The 18,740-nt window shown below is 46.3% G+C and carries 12 protein-coding genes; 8 read left to right on the top strand and 4 right to left on the bottom strand.

The annotated features are described in order from the left end of the window. The first annotated feature begins 236 nt into the window (after positions 1-236). The 5 genes from NIAKO_RS23510 to NIAKO_RS23530 all read left to right on the top strand — a co-directional run bounded on the left by NIAKO_RS23510 (position 237) and on the right by NIAKO_RS23530 (position 9,111). Positions 237-1,517: a TolC family protein gene (locus tag NIAKO_RS23510; protein WP_014220954.1), complete on the top strand. Its 1,281-nt coding sequence runs from the start codon at positions 237-239 to the stop codon at positions 1,515-1,517. A gap of 11 nt (positions 1,518-1,528) precedes the next feature. Next, positions 1,529-2,605, top strand: coding sequence for an efflux RND transporter periplasmic adaptor subunit (locus NIAKO_RS23515; protein WP_014220955.1), 1,077 nt, complete (start codon positions 1,529-1,531; stop codon positions 2,603-2,605). Positions 2,606-2,750: 145 nt separating this feature from the next. Continuing rightward, on the top strand, positions 2,751-5,873 hold the full coding sequence (locus NIAKO_RS23520; protein ID WP_014220956.1) for an efflux RND transporter permease subunit: 3,123 nt from the start codon (positions 2,751-2,753) through the stop codon (positions 5,871-5,873). 756 nt (positions 5,874-6,629) lie between these two features. Further along, positions 6,630-7,994: a DNA/RNA non-specific endonuclease gene (locus NIAKO_RS23525; protein WP_014220957.1), complete on the top strand. Its 1,365-nt coding sequence runs from the start codon at positions 6,630-6,632 to the stop codon at positions 7,992-7,994. Between the two features lie 139 nt (positions 7,995-8,133). Beyond that, on the top strand, positions 8,134-9,111 hold the full coding sequence (locus NIAKO_RS23530; RefSeq protein WP_014220958.1) for a Gfo/Idh/MocA family protein: 978 nt from the start codon (positions 8,134-8,136) through the stop codon (positions 9,109-9,111). Here the strand turns inward: NIAKO_RS23530 and NIAKO_RS23535 are convergent. Further along, positions 9,098-9,526: a response regulator gene (locus tag NIAKO_RS23535; protein ID WP_014220959.1), complete on the bottom strand. Its 429-nt coding sequence runs from the start codon at positions 9,524-9,526 to the stop codon at positions 9,098-9,100. The two genes, NIAKO_RS23530 and NIAKO_RS23535, sit on opposite strands and share 14 nt — an antisense overlap. A 501-nt stretch (positions 9,527-10,027) precedes the next feature. Here NIAKO_RS23535 and NIAKO_RS23540 point away from each other — a divergent pair. Further along, positions 10,028-10,432, top strand: a complete 405-nt coding sequence (locus NIAKO_RS23540) for a nuclear transport factor 2 family protein (protein WP_014220960.1) — start codon at positions 10,028-10,030, stop codon at positions 10,430-10,432. A 208-nt stretch (positions 10,433-10,640) separates the two neighbouring features. Here the strand turns inward: NIAKO_RS23540 and NIAKO_RS23545 are convergent, their stop codons facing one another. After that, positions 10,641-11,480 carry an energy transducer TonB gene (locus NIAKO_RS23545; RefSeq protein ID WP_014220961.1) on the bottom strand — a complete coding sequence of 280 codons (840 nt, stop codon included), beginning with the start codon at positions 11,478-11,480 and terminating at the stop codon, positions 10,641-10,643. A gap of 432 nt (positions 11,481-11,912) precedes the next feature. Here NIAKO_RS23545 and NIAKO_RS23550 point away from each other — a divergent pair, with 432 nt between their 5' ends. Next, on the top strand, positions 11,913-13,034 hold the full coding sequence (locus tag NIAKO_RS23550) for a DUF4236 domain-containing protein (protein WP_014220962.1): 1,122 nt from the start codon (positions 11,913-11,915) through the stop codon (positions 13,032-13,034). A 122-nt stretch (positions 13,035-13,156) separates the two neighbouring features. Further along, entirely contained in the window at positions 13,157-13,648 is a 492-nt protein-coding gene (locus NIAKO_RS23555; protein ID WP_014220963.1) for an exonuclease domain-containing protein, read from the top strand. A 7-nt stretch (positions 13,649-13,655) separates the two neighbouring features. Here NIAKO_RS23555 and NIAKO_RS23560 read toward each other — a convergent pair whose 3' ends face one another. After that, positions 13,656-14,513, bottom strand: coding sequence for an FHA domain-containing protein (locus NIAKO_RS23560; protein ID WP_165761319.1), 858 nt, complete (start codon positions 14,511-14,513; stop codon positions 13,656-13,658). A gap of 128 nt (positions 14,514-14,641) precedes the next feature. Beyond that, positions 14,642-18,661 (bottom strand): FtsW/RodA/SpoVE family cell cycle protein, encoded by a 4,020-nt coding sequence (locus NIAKO_RS23565; protein WP_014220965.1) that lies wholly within the window; start codon positions 18,659-18,661, stop codon positions 14,642-14,644. Positions 18,662-18,740 lie beyond the last annotated feature (79 nt).

Here is an 18,740-nt window from a genome sequence, read left to right on the forward strand (position 1 = left end):
AAACTGCCATCAGGCAGTGTTTTGCTTTGTGCTTTAACCTTTTTGGCTTTTGCCTTGGGCTTTAGGCTTTAGCCTTTGGCCTTGTATTATACACCCGAAAATTTCGTAACAAATTCCCAAAGAGACCGCACCGCTTGATAAAGGCAGTTATATTTGTAATATATTACATATATACCCGCCTTGGTTTAGCCTGTTCTGAAACCCTATAAGATCAGTTAATTCAAATAAACGCTACAATGAAAATCGCCGACTTCAAACGATTCGTGATCGTTTTTGCCTGCGCGTTTTATTCTGTTCAGCAGAGTAAGGCCCAGGATACGGTACGGATCTCGTTACCCGATGCGGAAAAACAGTTCACTGCCAAAAACCTCCAATTGATGGCAGAAAAGTACAACATCGACATCGCCCGCGCCCAGGTATTGCAAGCCCGGGTTTACAACAATCCAAACCTGCAGCTGGTAGGCAACATTTACAATCCCGACCAAAAGAAATGGTTCGATGTAAGCAATGCCACCGGTGAGTACATCGCCAACGTGCAACAATTGATTATCCTTGCCGGAAAACGCAACAAGCAGATCAAGCTGGCCCAAACAAATGTGCTGATGGCCGAGAACCGGTTTTACGACCTGCTGCGCACCCTGCGTTTTACCCTGCACAGCGATTTTTACCAGGCCGGTTTTCTGCAACAGGCCATCGCTGCGTACCAAACACCTATCGCCTCCCTGCAAAAGCTCACCGCCAATTACGGCGAGCTGCAACAAAAAGGCGTGATCACCCTCAAGGAAGTGGTGCGTGTTAAATCGCTTTTATACAACCTGCAAACAGAACAAACCTCCCTGCAAAATCAACTGAACGATGTAGAGGCCGAATTGCAGTTGCTGTTGCAGAACAATAAAGCCTGGTTTGTACCCGACATTACCGTTTCGGCCCCCAACATGGGCTCTATTCGTCAGTACCAGTTGCCCACCCTTATCGACAGCGCGTATGCCAACCGGTACGATCTGCAACTGGCCAACAATTCATTGGTGTATAGCCAGCAGAATTTAAGTCTGCAAAAAGCCATCGCTGTACCCGACCTCATGAGCGGCGTACAGTTTGATAAACGGGGTAGCTTCGTAAACAACGCCACCTTCTTTTCCGTGGCTATGGACCTTCCCTTTTTTAACCGCAACCAGGGCAATATAAAAGCCGCGAAGATCGCCGTTGATCAAAGCAATACCGCCCTTACCCAACAACGCCTATCGGTAGAGAATGAAGTGCAACAGGCCTATGGCAAAGCTTTGAACACCGAGAAAATGCTCAAGACCATCGACCCTAGTTTTCAAAGCGACTTCGACAAACTGCTGAAAAGCATCACCGATAATTTTGAAAAGAAAAACATCAGCTTACTCGAGTTCACCGATTTCTATCAATCCTATAAAGAAAATGTGCTGCAGTGGAATCAATTGCAGAACGATCGCATCCAGGCTGTAGAAACGTTGAACTTCTCTATAGGAAAACCCATCGTAAACCTCTAAATAAAGAAATCATGATCAGCTATAAATCATTCATCATTCCCGCTTTCGTTTGTATTACCGCCGCCGTTGCCTGTGGCCGGCCCGAGGCCGCTACGCCAAAGGAGAATGGCACGCTGGACAGTGTTATCCGCAATGTAACTACTGCCCCGGTAACTGCTGAAGAAGAAACAGACTATACCAAACTGAATGGTAAAATTCAGGCCAATGAAGACCACCAGGCAAAAGTATACGCCCTGGCCAGTGGTAAAATAAAAAGTGTGAACGTGGCCCTGGGCGATAAAGTGCAGAAGGGGCAAACCCTGGCCGTGTTGCAAAGTATGGAAGTGGCTGCCAACAGCAACGATGTGGCGCTGGCCGAAGCCAATGTAACCATCACCAAGAAAAACATGGAAAGCACCAAGGACCTGTACGATGGCAACCTGGCCACCGAACGCGATTACCTGAGTGCCAAAGTGGAATATAATAAAGCATTGAGTGAACTGAATAAAGCCAAACAGGTACAGAGCATCACCGGCGGATCAAACTCGCTGTACGAATTGCATGCGCCGCTCACCGGTTATGTGATCGAGAAAAACATCACCGCCAACTCGGAAGTACGGCAGGATAACAACAACCAGCTGTTCACCGTGGCCGATCTTAGCAACGTATGGGTGATTGCCAATGTATACGAGAGTGATATCAGCAAAATTCACCTGGGTGATGAAGTAACGGTAACTACCCTCACCGATCCCAACAAGCCATATACCGGCAAAATAGACAAGATCTACAACGTGCTGGACCCTGCTACCCGCACCATGAAAGTGCGCATCAGCATGCCTAACCCCAACAATGAGCTGATGCCCGAAATGTTTGTGACCGTGAAAGTGAACGGCAAACCAACCGGCAACATGCTGAGCATTCCTTCGCAGGCGATCGTACTCGACGACAGCAAAAACTTTGTGATCGTTAAAGACACCGGTGGCTTACACATAAAAGAAGTGCAACTGATAAAAAGGGTGGATGCCAAAGCCTATGTTACCGGGTTGAAGCAAGGAGATCAGGTGGTAACAAATTCACAAGTATTCATCTATCAAGCGCTTTCTGAATAACAAATATCAATGTTGAAGAAAGAAACAAGGTCAAAGCCCAAAGGTTAAAGCCTAAAGGCAATACAGGAGATGTATTTGCTTTCGGCTTTTGGCTTTAAGCTTTAAGCCTGAAACAGCACCTAAAGAACCAAAAGCAGAACTATTAATGAACAAATTCATAAAAAAGATAATCGCCTTTTCACTAAAGAACAGGCTATTCATATTCCTCACCACCCTCATATTAATTGTATGGGGCGGACTGGCATTTAAAAGTATTCCCATCGAGGCATTCCCCGATGTTACGAATACGCAGATAACTATTATTACCCAATGGGCCGGCCGTAGCGCCGAAGAGGTGGAGAAATTTGTGACCATCCCTATTGAAGTGGCGATGAACCCGGTTCAGAAAAAATCCTCGGTTCGCTCTACAACGGTGTTTGGCCTGAGTGTGGTAAAAGTAATTTTCGATGACAATGTAGAGGACGCCTTTGCACGGCAACAGGTAAACAACATGCTGCGCGATGTGGAACTACCCGAAGGCGCCGATCCCGATATTCAGCCACCAACCGGCCCTACCGGTGAGATCTTCCGTTATACCCTGCAAAGCACTACCAAACCCATCAAGGACCTGAAAACCCTGCAGGACTGGGTGATAGAACGCCAGCTGTTAGGGGTGCCAGGCGTGGGTGACGTGGTAAGTTTTGGCGGTGAGGTAAAAACCTACGAGATAAAAGTAAACCCGCAAAAGCTGGCTTCTTATAATATTACGCCGCTGGAAGTGTATACCGCAGCTTCAAAAAGCAACATCAACGTGGGTGGCGATGTGATCGTTGATAACTCGCAATCCTATGTGGTACGTGGTATTGGGTTGATCAACAGCGTGGAAGAGATTGGTAACATCATCGTTGACAATATCAATGGTACGCCCATTTTGGTAAAGGATGTGGCCGATGTACAAATCAGCGCCCTGCCCCGCCTGGGCCAGGTGGGCCGCGATAAACAGAATGATGTGGTGGAAGGCATCATCGTAATGCGTAAGGGCGAGAACCCCGGTGAGGTGATAAAAAGGGTACAGGCAAAGATCAATTACCTGAACGAAAAAGTACTGCCTTCCGATGTTAAGATAAACACCTTTTACAACCGGGACGACCTCATTCATTTTGCCACGCACACCGTGCTGCACAATATGCTGGAAGGGATCATCTTCGTTACGGTGATCGTATTCCTGTTTATGGCCGACTGGCGCACTACGGTTATTGTGGCCATCGTAATTCCGCTGGCCCTGCTGTTTGCCTTTATTTGTTTAACCTTACGCGGCATGAGCGCCAACCTGCTTTCCATGGGCGCCATCGACTTCGGGATTATCATAGACGGGGCCGTGGTAATGGTGGAAGGGATCTTTGTGCTGCTGGACCATAAGGCGCACCAGATTGGGATGGAACGGTTCAACCGCCTCAGCAAACTGGGTATTATTAAAAATACCGGTGGCGAGCTGGGCAAGGCCATCTTCTTCTCCAAACTCATTATCATAGCCGGTTTACTGCCCATCTTCTCCTTTGAGAAAGTGGAAGGTAAAATGTTCTCTCCCCTGGCATGGACGCTCGGTTTTGCTTTATTGGGCGCCCTTATTTTAACGCTTACCCTGATACCACTTTTGAGTAGTATCCTGCTTCGCAAGAACGTGCGTGAAAAGCACAATGTGTTTGTTGAGTGGCTTACCAAGGGGGTGATGTGGCAGTTTAACTGGACCTATGCGCGCAAACGCCTCAGCATTTTAGCGGCGATTGCCATGGTTGCCGTGGGTTTGTTCTGTTTCAAATTCCTGGGTACCGAGTTCTTACCCGAACTGGATGAAGGCGCGATCTATATTCGTGCTACCTGTCCGCTCAGCGTATCGCTGAACGAGAGCCGCGATATTGCCAACAAGATGCGGAAAATGATCCTGACCTTCCCTGAAGTAAAACAGGTAATGTCGCAAACGGGCCGGCCAAACGATGGTACCGATGCCACCGGTTTTTATAACGTGGAATTCCATGTTGATATTTATCCCAAGGCAGAATGGAAAAGCGGTATCACCAAAGAGCAGCTGGTTGATAAAATGCAGCACATGCTGTCCGTATTCCCGGGCATTGACCTGAACTTCTCGCAGCCGATCATGGATAACGTGGAAGAAGCGGTGTCGGGCGTAAAGGGTTCGCTGTGCGTAAAAATATATGGAGATACCCTGGCCTATACCGAGAAGAAAGCCTTTGAGGTATTTAATGTAATGAAGAACGTGAAAGGCGTGGAAGACCTGGGTATCATTCGCAATATCGGGCAGCCCGAACTGCGGATAGATCTTGACCAAAGCAAGATGGCGTTGTATGGCGTTACCACGGCCGATGCCAATGCCACCATTGAAATGGCCATTGGCGGTAAAGCCGTATCGCAGATCTATGAGGGCGAGAAGAAATTCCAGCTTCGCCTGCGGTACCAGGAAAATTACCGGAACAATGCCGAAGCCATCAGCAACCTGCTGATACCCACCATCCGCGGCTCGCAGGTGCCGGTGAAGAACATCGCCACCCTGCAACGGTTAACAGGGCCCAGCATCATTTTCCGCGATGATAACCGCCGTTACAGCGCCATCAAGTTCAGCATACGTGGCCGCGACATGGGCAGCACCATTGCCGAAGCGCAAAGCAAGGTGGATAAAGCCGTTAAGCTGAATAAAGGTTATGAAATGATATGGGCGGGTGATTTTGAGAACCAGCAACGCGCTACCAAACGGTTAACGGAGGTGGTGCCGGTTAGTTTGCTCATCATTTTCCTGATCCTGTTTGTAATGTTTGGCAATGTAAAAGACGCGGGTTTAGTATTAATAAACGTACCGTTTGCCATTATTGGCGGTATTGCCGCCCTGCTGATCTCGGGTACCAACTTCAGTATTTCAGCCGGTATCGGGTTTATTGCCCTGTTCGGCATCTGTATCCAGAACGGCGTTATCCTGATCTCGGTGTTCAAGAACAACCTGCAAAAGATAAAGAAGCATGAGTTTGACAGTCATTCGCTGGAAATGGCCATTAAAGAGGGGGTGAAGAGCCGCGTACGGCCCGTTATTATGACTGCCCTGATGGCGGCCATCGGGTTATTACCTGCTGCCGTATCGCACGGTATTGGTTCAGAAACCTCGAAACCTTTGGCCATCGTGGTAATTGGGGGGTTGATAACCGCTACCGGGTTAACGTTACTCATCTTCCCGCTGTTTTTCTATGCAGGTTATAGAAAATTGGGACAAAAGATGGATTAGAAGGCCAATGTGCAAATATGCTAATCTGCTAATATGCTAATGTGCAAATGTGCTAATGGAATACAAAGGCAGGTGAAAATCAGTTTGAGGTTGAAATAAGGAATATTTGACAATTTAAGCGGCTCGATATCTTAAGGTATCGGGCCGTTTTGTTGTTTCTATTTTATAATACATGCATCTATTGTTAAATTTGAGGCGTCTATATATCAGGACTGCGGAAAATACGATGCGTCCAACATTAAACCTTAGCCCCTGACCAGTTCTTACACATCAAGCCATTGTGTTATACCACATTACTTTCCGAAAGCGGGAGTTTTTATCAAAAAAGGAATCTCAAAACAAGCATTATTTTACCAACGCTGAGGAAATTAATTCACATTGGCGTAAATTATATATACAAAAACTAGTTTATTATACGATTGGCGTATAATTTGAATTATGTTACATTAGTTTTTCAAAGAGTATTTTTGGATTAAAACGGGGGCGGATGTCCATCCAGCCCCTCTTTTAACCCACTTGTTCAAACGATGTACCATCGTTGTTTCTTCCACAGATGTATTATAGTACATTTCCTACACAATGCTTCATTACAGCGATGATCTCCATCACCGGTTTATATGCTCAAAGTAAGTCTTCCACCGATCTAACGTCATTATTTAAAAGTTAAGGGTGTTTGAATATAACAGTCGCAATAATTACTTAAACTTACAGGTAGTTCAATTGCGCGTACTTCGCTTTTTTTAAACCTTTAACTATATGACACAACCAAACTATCCTCCACTGCGGTTGCTCGCCGCCGTGTTTTCCATTTCTCTTTTGTTTGCAGCCTGTAAAAAAGACCTGCAACCCACTAACACCAACGACACAGCTTCCCTCATTTCTCCCGTTACAGAAGCTACCACCCTTACCGAAGGTTTTGAATCGGGTTCCAAAACTGCGTATGCCGCTGCCGATGTTACCTTATCATCAGGCTCGTGGAATTTAAATGACGCCCTGATCGGAAACCTTTCTACCGATGTAAAAAGCGGCGCCCAAAGCGCCCGCGTACGCAACAGTGGCAGCCTTACCATGAACTTTGATGTTACCGGTGGCGTAAGCAGCGTAACCGTAAAACACGCGGTGTATGGCAGCGATGCCGGCAGCACCTGGGAACTGCGCGCCAGTACTAACGGCGGCAGCACGTTTACCAGGGTAGGCAGCACCATCACTACCAGCAGCACTACCTTGCAAACTGCTACATTTACCGTTAGCTACACCGGTAATGTTCGCTTTGCGATCGTAAAAACTGATGGCAGCACCAACCGCATCAACATCGACGACATTACCATCAGCTCGTCATCTACCGGTGGTGGAACCGGCGGCGGTACTGCTACCGACGACGACAACATGATGCTGGGTAACCCAAGCGGCGCTACTGCCAGCACGGCTAATTTCACCAACTATTTAATGGTGAGAACCTATTACACGCTCAGCTATCACCGCGACCGCGGCACGCCCAACTGGGTGAGCTGGCACATTAAGTCGGGCGACCTCGGCAGTACGGATCGCCAGGATGATTTCCGGGCCGATGTCACCCTTCCCAGCGGATGGTACGAGGTGGGCGCCACCAGTTACAGCGGCAGTGGTTTCGATCGCGGTCATAACTGTCCTTCAGCCGACAGGACCTCCAGCGTTGACGCCAACCAGGCTACCTTCTTAATGACGAACATGATTCCCCAGGCGCCTAACAACAACGAACAAACCTGGGCCAACATGGAGAATTACATCCGTACCCTGGTTACCGCAGGTAATGAGGTGTATGTAGTGATGGGTTCGTATGGAACCGGCGGCACCGGCAGCAGCGGTACCGTTAACACCATCGATGGCGGTCATGTTACCGTCCCTAACCACATCTGGAAAGTGGTAGTGGTACTGCCCAATGGCAATGGCGACCTGGCCCGGATCACTTCTTCTACCCGCGTAATTGCGGTAAATACGCCTAACATCAATACCGTTAACAGCGACTGGAAAACCTACCGTACTTCGGTGGATGCAATTGAGTCAGCTACCGGTTATGATTTACTTTCGAATGTATCTACTGCTATACAAAGTACGATTGAGGCTAAGGTAGATAATCAATAATACTTAGTTCCGGGTTCAGAGTTCAGAGTTCAGAGTTCAGAGTTCAGAGTTCCGGGTTCCGGGTTCAGGGTTTTATGACCTGGAACCTGGAACCTGGAACTTTTTTTATAACTACATTTGCCCCACTCAAAACCATCATATGAATAAAGTACGTTGGGGTGTCTTAAGTACTGCTAAAATTGCCCGGGAAAAAGTAATTCCCGCCATGCAAACCGGCGCGTATTGTGATGTAGTGGCCATTGCATCGCGGAATAAAGCGCAGGCGCAGGAAACGGCGGAGAAGCTGGGCATACCGGTAGTGTATGGTTCGTATGAGGAATTACTGAACGATAAAAATATAGACGCAGTATACATTCCCCTGCCCAATCACCTGCATGTGGAGTGGACAATGAAGGCCATACAAGCGGGCAAACATGTATTGTGCGAAAAACCCATTGCATTGTCTGCTGAGCAGGCTAATCAGTTATTACAGGCTGCGCAACAACATCCTTCCATAAAAGTAATGGAAGCCTTTATGTACCGCTTCCATCCCCAATGGGTGCAGGCCAAAATGCTGGTAGATGATGGCCGCATCGGCGCGCTGAAAACCATTCATTCTTTCTTTTCTTATTATAATGCCGATCCCAAAAACATCCGCAACCAGAAAGACCTGGGCGGCGGCGGCATGATGGACATCGGCTGTTATTGCGTTTCGCTGGCCCGCTTCCTGTTCAACAGCGAACCGGTTCGGGTATTGGGTCATGTTACTACCGATCCCGTACTGCAAACCGATACCCTCACTTCAGGCATCCTTGAATTTGCTGCCGGAACCGCCACCTTTACCTGCAGTACCCAGTTGATGCCCTATCAACGCGTGCAGATCATGGGCGCCGAAGGCCGCATTGAGATTGAAATTCCTTTCAATGCGCCACCCAACCAGGTTACCCGGTTGTGGCTGCATACAAAAGCCGGTTCGGAGGAAATGAAATTTGATCCGGCAGATCAATACACCCTGCAGGGCGACCTGTTCTCCCTGGCAGTATTGAACAACACGCCGGTTCCCACCCCATTACAGGATGCCGTAAATAATATGAAGGTTATAGAAACAATATTGAACGCCGGACTTAGCAGCCTTTAAGGGTTTCCTGGCGCGTACAGGCTGACTCGTGTAAATAACGGGCCGTAGAAATGGTTTGCTGAAACCTGGCCGGCTTTTTTATAAAATCGGCGGCGCCTATCTCCAGGCATCGTTCTTTTTCCACCTCATGCACCGAGGTAGTAAAAATAATTACCGGGATTGTTTTGTAAACCGTGTGCGCTTTCAACCGCGACAACGTTTCCATGCCATTGAGGATGGGCATGTTTAAATCAAGCACTATGAGGGAAGGCATGCCTGATTGTTCAATGGAGGTCTCCAGGTATTTGAATACCTGCAGGCCATTTTCAACCAGGTATATATCGTTGGATCTACCAATCTCTTCAAACGCTGTATGCAACAAATACCGATCTTCCTGGTCATCGTCCGCAATCAAAATAAAAGGTTTTTGACTCATCTTTTTTGTAATAACAGTAAACAATACAAATCAGGTAAGTACACGAGGTATTTACACAAAAGGACTACTTATTTGGGTTTTTCATCCTTACCAAAAATGCTGCTAACAGTGTCTTAATCGGTACAGAATACTTACTAATAATCAGAGAGAGTAACCGTGATGCTAATGAAAGTGGTTTATGGGCTTTTTCTTAATCTCAATCAAGAGGTAAGTTAATGCAGGAATGTGAAAAATAAAAATGTTTCATAAAATTTAGATCAAATCCCGTCATTTTACGGTGAAGGTTAACATTCAAAGTTTAAACCTCTAAAATGTGTTTTTACTGACCAATATCAGATAAAAAATAAAACCATTATTGCCTGTACTGATCGCCTGTTAAATGTAGTATATTTAATACCCTGCTATTTTTTATTTTCTTATCCCGATCATTACTTATCCCGCTTATTACTGATTCCGCACCAAGCTCTTTTCTTTCATTTATTCACCTCAAAAAAATTGATTATGGAAACGTTAGTTCACTATGGTCAAAAAGTCGCGAACCTGTATGACGCCTTCAAACGGGGCGACATCAACATGATCGTTAACAGTCTGAGCCGTGATTGCATTTGGGAAGTAATGGGCCAACCTGATATTCCTTTTGCCGGCATATATCATGGCCGCGATGATGTGAAAGAATTCTTTATGAAATTGAATGATACCCTTGACATGTCGGACTTTGTAGTAGAACACATTCTGGAGAACGATCACTTAGTAATGGCCTGTGGCCACATGAATGCGATGGCCCGTACTACCAACAAACGGTTCTCTACTTTCTGGTGCATGCAATTTGAGTTCAACGACCAGGAGGAGATTGTGCACTTTAGGGATTGCGGGGATACTTTAGCATGCGCAAGGGCTTTAAAGTAATTTTTTTTAAGTGAAGCTTATGTTACCTCAGGTTATTGGGTTCGTAAGTTATTAGGTTATTAAGTTGAAGTTTGTTAGTCAGTTTGTTAGTCAGTTTGTTAGTTAGTTTGTTAGTTAGTTTGTTACTTCTTTAGTTAGTTTATATTGGCCGCATAGGGATTCTATGCGGCTTTTTGTTGCCCATAACATACCAGGAGTTATTGCAGCATCAGTTTGATTCGAGCATCAATTTGAATACGACATCCTGCTTTTTATAAGATTTCACCTTTCTCCCATTTTGTTCCGCTGGTATCCATGCGCCGCTTTTCCGGATAACGCGAATGGCCTCTTCACGCAAACCACCCTCCTCCGGGCCGCTGACGGCCTGTACATCACTCACATTTCCTTCTTTATCGACAATGAACAGTACCGTAACAACTCCTTGTATCTCATTGCTTAAGCCATCTTCGGGATAGTGAAAGTTTTTATTGAGATAGCGCTTCCAGGCAGCGGGCCCGCCGGGATACTGCGACTCGATCTCCACTTTGAGAAAAGTCTTTTCATAGTCCTCGGTGACTTTTGCCTTTGGTGCTTCTATGATTCCTCTTGCATCATCAGATGCAGGGGGAGCCACGATCCCTTCATCTTTCACTCCTTCCTGGTTCATCGTACCAATCCTGGTATCCTGCAGCTTTTCCTGTTCTGGTGGCTTATCCTCCTCTTTTATTTCTTCATCTTTCACAATCCGGGGAGGTGTGAACCTGGTCATCTCTATTTTTGGAACTTCTGCTTTTGGAGGTAATGGGGGTTCCATTTTCTTCTCTTCTTTTTCTTTTACTTCTTCCAGCTGCACGTCTTTTATCAGTAGAACCTGGTTTTTCTCATTGCTGTTCTGATTGGGCAGGAAATTAACTACCGATAACACCACAACGATGATACCCACTGCAAGAAGGGCCTCAATCAGGCGCTTATTATATTTCTTCCTCAATTCATATGCACCATATTCCTTATTTCTGCCATCAAATAAAACATCTAAGGGGTCGGCGTATAATATTTTTTGGGCTTCCATGGTAAATAATTTTTTCTTTGATAAACAATTGAACTAATCTGTGGGAGTCAATTGCCCCTTGTTTACAAAGCAAGCTACACTTAGCAGCCGACCCGGCTTATGACAGGAGTAATCTCTATAGTTGATTTTTGTCAGTTGTCGTCCCCGTTAGTAATATTCCAGCCATCATTAAACGCCCGGCTCAATAGTCTTCAAGTAGATAATCTGCGTAATTAATACGCGATCAGGGCGAGTAATTGATTTAACATTTGTAGTAATCAACTAAAAAACAGTTCATTAGATCGTTCATTATACTTAGCATGTTAGTAACCGTTTAACAGCTTATTGTCTTAGATCAACATTTTTACGATTTCCCCTTATTGAAACAATTTTTATGTGAAAATCACGATTTCTTTTTGGCATTTTTCTCACCTAAACCAAAACTAACAGACAATGGCCTGGAGCTACAGAAAAAGGATCAAGGTTATCCCTGGTGTTCATTTAAACTTTAGTAATAGTGGAATTAGTACCTCCATTGGCGTAAGAGGTGCAAGCGTAAACTTCGGAAAAAACGGCACTTACCTAAATACAAGTATACCGGGGTTAGGGCATAACAGGCAGAAACTTTCTGATGGCTCCAAACCCATTCCCGCCACTTATTTCGACCAACCCACACCTTATACCGATAACATCTTTAGTGCCGACATTCAGGAGATTACAAGTCAGGACATGCAAGGCATTAAAGAAGCGATTATTGCAGCACATGAACAAAGGTTGGATTTGAGAAAAGATCTGGCCAGCATAAAAGCGTCATTGGGTAGTTCCAAATTTAAATTGTTTGCAAGTTACATGCTGCTATATGGCGTAATTAAGAAATCAATTGCCAACAATATAAAAACGGAAATAAACGCCAAGAAGGACGCTATAAAAGAATTGGAGAAACAGATTGAAAACTGCTATGTAGCGCTTGATATAGAATTTGACCAAAATATAAAAGAAAGGTACGACCGGATGGTTGAAAGTTTTAAAAAGCTGTCAACCTCAATGAAAATCTGGGATGTAACCAGTGAAAACTATCAAAACAGGGTTGCAACAAGGTCAGCAGCATCAACTGTTGTCAACAAACGAGCCGTAAAGTTTGGAATTAAGTCGCTTCCTGATTTAAAGTCGGCGTTTGAAACGTTATGGCTAAAGAATGCCAATGGAGCTGATTTATACTTTTATCCAAATTTCATTGTTATGTACTCCAATCAAAAGCAATTTGCTTTAATTGGCCTTCACGAAATTAACTTTTATCACAATGCTGTCAGGTTTATTGAAACCGGATCAGTTCCCGGTGACAGTAAAATCATCGACAGAACATGGGCCAAAGTGAACAAGAATGGTACACCAGATAAAAGGTTTAAGGACAACTACCAAATTCCGGTTGTGAGGTATGGTGAAATAACTTTAAATACAGCTACAGGATTAAACGAGCAGTATGAATTCAGCAATTTTGAATATTCAGAGGAGTTTGCTACCGCCTTCAATAACTATCAACAAACAATAAAATATATAACACAGATAACTGCGTAATAATTTATTTTTCTATAAAAACTTACACTTAATTCCGGCATCCGAATCATGGATTGCTATGAGATATAAAACCTGGTTTATATTTTTAGCCGGCTATTTAAAAATACCAAAACTGCCATGTAATGAAAACAACTACTTTTACTGCTATTGATTTTGAAACTGCCACCCCAAAAAGATGGAGTATTTGCCAGGTGGGAATTGTTAGAGTTACTAACGGGAAAATTACTGAAAAAATAGATTTGCTGGTTCAGCCTCCAAAGAACGAATATTCCAATTTCAACATTGCCATTCATGGCATTACACCTGATATGACTGCTACTGCATTAACTTTTGATAAAGCATGGAGTAGAATAAAGTCCCTTATAAGCAAACAAAATGTGGTTGCACATAATGGCCATAGGTTTGACTTTAATTGCTTAAAGCAAACATTAGAGTTTTATGACCTTGCTGAGCCGAAATATAATAAGCATTGCACATATCAGATCTTTGACGCCAAATTGGATCTCTTATGTAAAAAATATAAGATAAAATTAGAGAAGCACCACAATGCCCTTGCCGATGCTACTGCCTGTGCAGAGCTTTTTTTACTGCATTTAAAAAACGGACTAAACTAAAGGCTACTCATTTCATAAACACCAAAACCGCCGCGCCCCCCAACTCAATCTGATCTCCATGCTGCAACTCATGCGATACTCCCGGCACATTCAGCGACTTCACTTTATCATCGGCCGTATAAATTCGGATCTTGTTGCCATTCTCCGGCAGGCCGCCTTTGTCGGGGAACAGGAAGAATTTATCGAGCTGGGGGTTGTATAAGATATACGCATGGTTACGGCTTACGTGTAAATTGGCCATGCCGGTGGTGGCATTGAATGCTGCGTCGTCCTGTGCCCAGAACACGATATCGTTGGTGTGTATTTTACCGGTGGAGAGTTTGGGATGTTGTGTTCGGCCAATGCTGAACTTTAATTGTTGTTTGGGGTTCAACTCATATTCGGGAAATTGGGTTTGTCCTACCAGCACCTGCAGGCGGGCAACGGAATATTGCTGAAACAGGTCCTGACCACGGCGAATCACCTCCAGGCCCATCATGCCATGGGTAATGCAATAGTCGGGCAGTTTATCTGTTACCAGATGATGTTCAAAAAACCAGCCGCCTGCGAGCTGAATGAAATTATTCACCAGCTTGCGTTCGAGGTGATCTTTCTGGAACATACCGGGCGTATCGTCGCACAGGGCTACCTTCAGCGTTTCTTCCGCCTCTTTATTATTACACAGGATGTATAAACGCAAACCGGCAATGGTGTGGCCCTTTTCATCTATATAAGGTTTTAACCCATTTATGATGAATTTGATGATCTCCTCCCGCTTGGCCTTCGTAGCTGGAATAGACAATGCTGGTTGCGCCTGGCTGCTCACGGGTGCTGCATCACTTTGTTCCGGCGCCACCGGGGTGGGGTTATTAAGAAGCTTCCTCAAAAAGTTTTTCATCACGGTTATAAATTATTTATTTAATTAATGAAATCCGTTCCAGGTTCCAGAAACCCGGAACTCGGAACTCTGAACTCGGAACTCTGAACTCTGAACTCGGAACTTGGAACCTGGAACTAAAATGACACGATATACCCTCTCTTCTCCAATACTTTTGCTATTGAATTAGCTACCAATACAGCATTGGAGCTACCCTTTCCCCGCTCAATCCTGATACAGGTTACGGTGCGGGAGCGGTGATCGGGCGTGGGCGCAAAAAACACATACCATCCATCGGATTCTATTTCGCCATTGATCACGCGTTCGGGTGTTCCGGATTTTCCGGCTACTACGATGTTCCTGATCTTCTGTTTGCCGGGCTGGTTACTCTGGTCGATCATATAGCGGGTAAGCGTTCCTGCATAGGCGGTATCTTCGGCAATCTCAACTCCACTGGCTATTGGCTGATTAACGCCTGCCTCCTTCAACATGTACCGCGTGGGCATCATGACGCCATTATTGGCAATAGCGCCCGCCATCCGCGCCATAGACGCGGGCGTGGCCGTAAGCGAACTTTGTCCCCACGCCAGGCCCGAGAACGGACTGCGATACCGGTTCTTGGTTCCCATTAACCTGGGATTGTTATACGCCCGGCGATCGTGGTTCATCACCTGCTTCTGCCAGTCGGCCAGGTCTTCGGCTTGCTTTACTTTATTGGTAGTGGGCGCAAAATCATAGCCACCCCGCTGATCGATGTTCATCCCCGTTGCCTGGTACAGGGCAGCCATCTGTTCTTCTAAATTATTTTCATTGGCCATGCGAATGAAGAAGATGTTACTCGAGTTCACGATGGCCTCGTGCATATCCACATAATTCACTTTAGGAATAAACGGTTCCTGCTCGGTTGGGTTATCGCGGAAGATCTCGGAACGATAGATATCGGTATATTTTACTTTGGCGGCATCCAGCCCCATTTTATTAAAGGCTGCCATGCCCGTCAATATTTTTGCGGTTGAACCGGGCGCGGTGGCATACGTTAAACCGAGGTCGCGATCGGTAACCGGTTTGGGCAGTTTATTGCGTTCACGATCGGGCAACAACATCAGATCGGGCATTTGCAAATTGGGTAACGGGTTTAAGGCAGAAGCCAGCAGATCGCCACTGCCGGCATCCATCACCACCACGGCGATGCGATCATTTTTAAAATTGCTTTTGCGCAGGGAATCCTGGATCTCTTTTTGCAGCGCCGCATCGATGGTTAAATGGATATCGCGGTCTTTGTGTTTTATTTTCCGGATCGCTTCATTGGTGGTATCGATGCCCGACTGCAGACTTTCTACCAATGGCGAATAATCGTAACTCACCAGCTTGATGGTTTTTTGTACCGGCCGCGTAAATTTATCGGGACGGTATTCTGTACTTACATAATCGCGTTTTTCCGGACTGGTAGCATACCCGCGTAATGAAGTTAAATGGCGCGCTTCGGCAAAATAGCCATTGCCTTGCCCCCAGAACAGGCGGGTATTGTAATCGCCCGTCCAGAAGAAGAGGTCTTCTTCAAACGGATAAAAACGCACTACCCTTTTCTGCAAGGTGTTTTCGAGTTGTGTGGTATCGATGCCTGCACTGAGATAGGCATCCATATTTTTTTTGATAACGCCGGGTTCGCTGGTAGCGATCACCAGTCCATTACGATCGTAAATAGAACCGGCTGCCAGCACGCGCGTGAGTTTATCGATGCGCGGGTTGTAACTATAAATAGGTAAGCCATTGCGATTGATCACACGCGCCGGCCGAACCAGGATCTCTTTACGCTGCACTACCTGCACCTGGTACAACTTCACCATCAACGCAGCCAACCCGGTTAAGAAGAACAGGATGCCGGTGCCCAGCACAAAGTCGTAGTACTTGCGCAGGTGTTCGGTTTGAATGGCCTGTCCGGGCCGCGACGAAATACCCGCTACAATCCCCATGGCCGCGAGGTTTACGATCAGTGAGATCTTTCCATAACTCAAAAATGGAACGGTGACCCCCGTGAGCGGTATCAGCCCAATGGAGCCACCGGCAATCAGCAGAAATTGTATGCCGGTGGCAATGGCTATGCCGGCACACAAATAAAAACTAAACGGCTGTCCTGCCCGGCGGGCATGTAAAAACGACCGGTGTATTAACATGCCGAACACCAGGAACACGGCCACCAAACCCAACCAGCCCAATTCTTCCCCGATGCTGGGTAGAATCATATCGGTATGCGCAGCAGGCATGGTATTGGGAAAACCGCGGCCGGGGCCTTGCCCCGTTAACCCGCCCGACGCCAACGTCCAGTAACTGTGCGCGAGGTGGTCGCCGCCAAAAACATCATTATCCCACTGGCTTAACCACATGGCTTTGCGATCGGCGAGGCGGTCGCCAATACCTGGCAACTGATCGCCAAATGCAAAGGCGGCGATTACGAGTAACACAATCACCGGGGCATCGGCCAGGGCGGCAAAAACGCCATACCATTTCACGGTTTTTACCTGGCGTTGGAGGATCATGGTTAAGATCACCGCCACAAAACTGATGGCCGTCGCCAGCCAGCCGGGTACATAATTCAGCAACACACAATACACCACACCCGCCAAAACCGTCAGCAATAAATTGCCACGTGCAATGCTATAAAAGAATAAGAAGGTAAAACACATTACCATAGCGGGCCCCATATCGCCCATTAACAGGTACAGCGCCAGGATAACACCCACGCCTGCAAACACCCCCAAACTAACCAGGAAGCGCCAGCGGATATCCGACAAATTGCGGATGTTCTCTTCATTGGCGGCAAAGAACCCGGCCAGGAATAATAACAGCAAATACTTGGTGATCTCACTGGGTTGAAAAGTAAAACCGCCCAGTTGAATGTTTACTTTCACGCCACTGCCTTCGGGACCTGTTCCTATCAGCAGGGTCAATAAGGCCATGCCGATGGCCAGTACGAGCCAGGTCCAGCCACGAAGGCCATATACATTCTTTTGTTTGAAATTGAACAGGGCATCGAACCACCAGCGGGTATATAATTTACGGATGTCGATCAACGCAAAAACAACAAAACCCGCCAGGCCAATGATCACTCCCTGCAAGGCTTGTGCGGCATGGAGCGTATCGGTCAGCGGGTTTTGGATACTAAATAATAGCAGGATAGAGATGCTGCATAACAACAGCAGCAAGGGTAAAATAAATACATCGGGCTCTTTTTTTCGCAGCCACAAAATAACATGCGCCAGGAAAAAGGCCAGCATACAACCGCCAACGATCAGCCAGTAGGAAGTGGTGAACGCTGACGGCGTTCTTACCAACAGGATCCCGTCTTCTTTCATTTGTGCATACGCGATGGGACCGATCAACCTTACTTTATGCGGTTTGCCAGTGAAAGTATAGAACTTATCTTTTTCCAGGCGGGCGCTCCCCTGGCGGGCGCCAAATTCAAAACCGGGTTTCAGCGGCAGCACACTATAGCCTGAATCCGTTACCAGGCCGGTAAAATGAAATTCGCCATTATTATCGGTGCGGGCGTACAGCACATGATCGTACAGGGAATCTTCGTCGGGCGTGGCAATGTGTTCGCGCAATTGCACCAGCGTGCCGGCCATCGGTTGCTCCTGGTACACCAAACGCCCACCCATTTCATGCGTTCCCGTTGCAACATTCACCGTTGCCGGATACGCAGTAGGGTTTTTCAATTCTTTATTGTACAGCACCGAATCAAAACCCAGGCGTTGGCGCGAGGCTTCCAATCTTCCCTGAAAATCCAGACCACCATGGGGCGCTTTCCATTCAACGGGCGCTATCAAACCAAAGCCGCCTTTATTGATGGCGCCGAGGTTGTCTACATTGCCAACGGTGATCAGCCGCATCGACAACGAATCAACCAGCATGTCTGCATCGCGCTCATCGGCAAAAAAGTTGCCATTGGTAATGATCTTTCTTAAAGAATCTTTATTTAGTCCGGCTTCCAGTTTAATGGCCCGGCCGGTTTTCAATGCGGTATCGGCGCGATTCAATGCGGGTGACAACGTAAAGAACAACTTTACAAAGAGTACGAGCATCAATACGGCGGAACCAGTTAAAAGGATCCAACCTTCTACTTTACTACTATGAATATTTTTCGGGTTAACTTCCATTTTCTTTTCTTTGGGCTAACTAGTTCCGGGTTCGGAGTTCCGAGTTCCAAGTTCAGAGTTCAGAGTTCAGAGTTTCGGG

The sequence above is a fragment of the Niastella koreensis GR20-10 genome (genome assembly GCF_000246855.1).
GTDB lineage: Bacteria > Bacteroidota > Bacteroidia > Chitinophagales > Chitinophagaceae > Niastella > Niastella koreensis.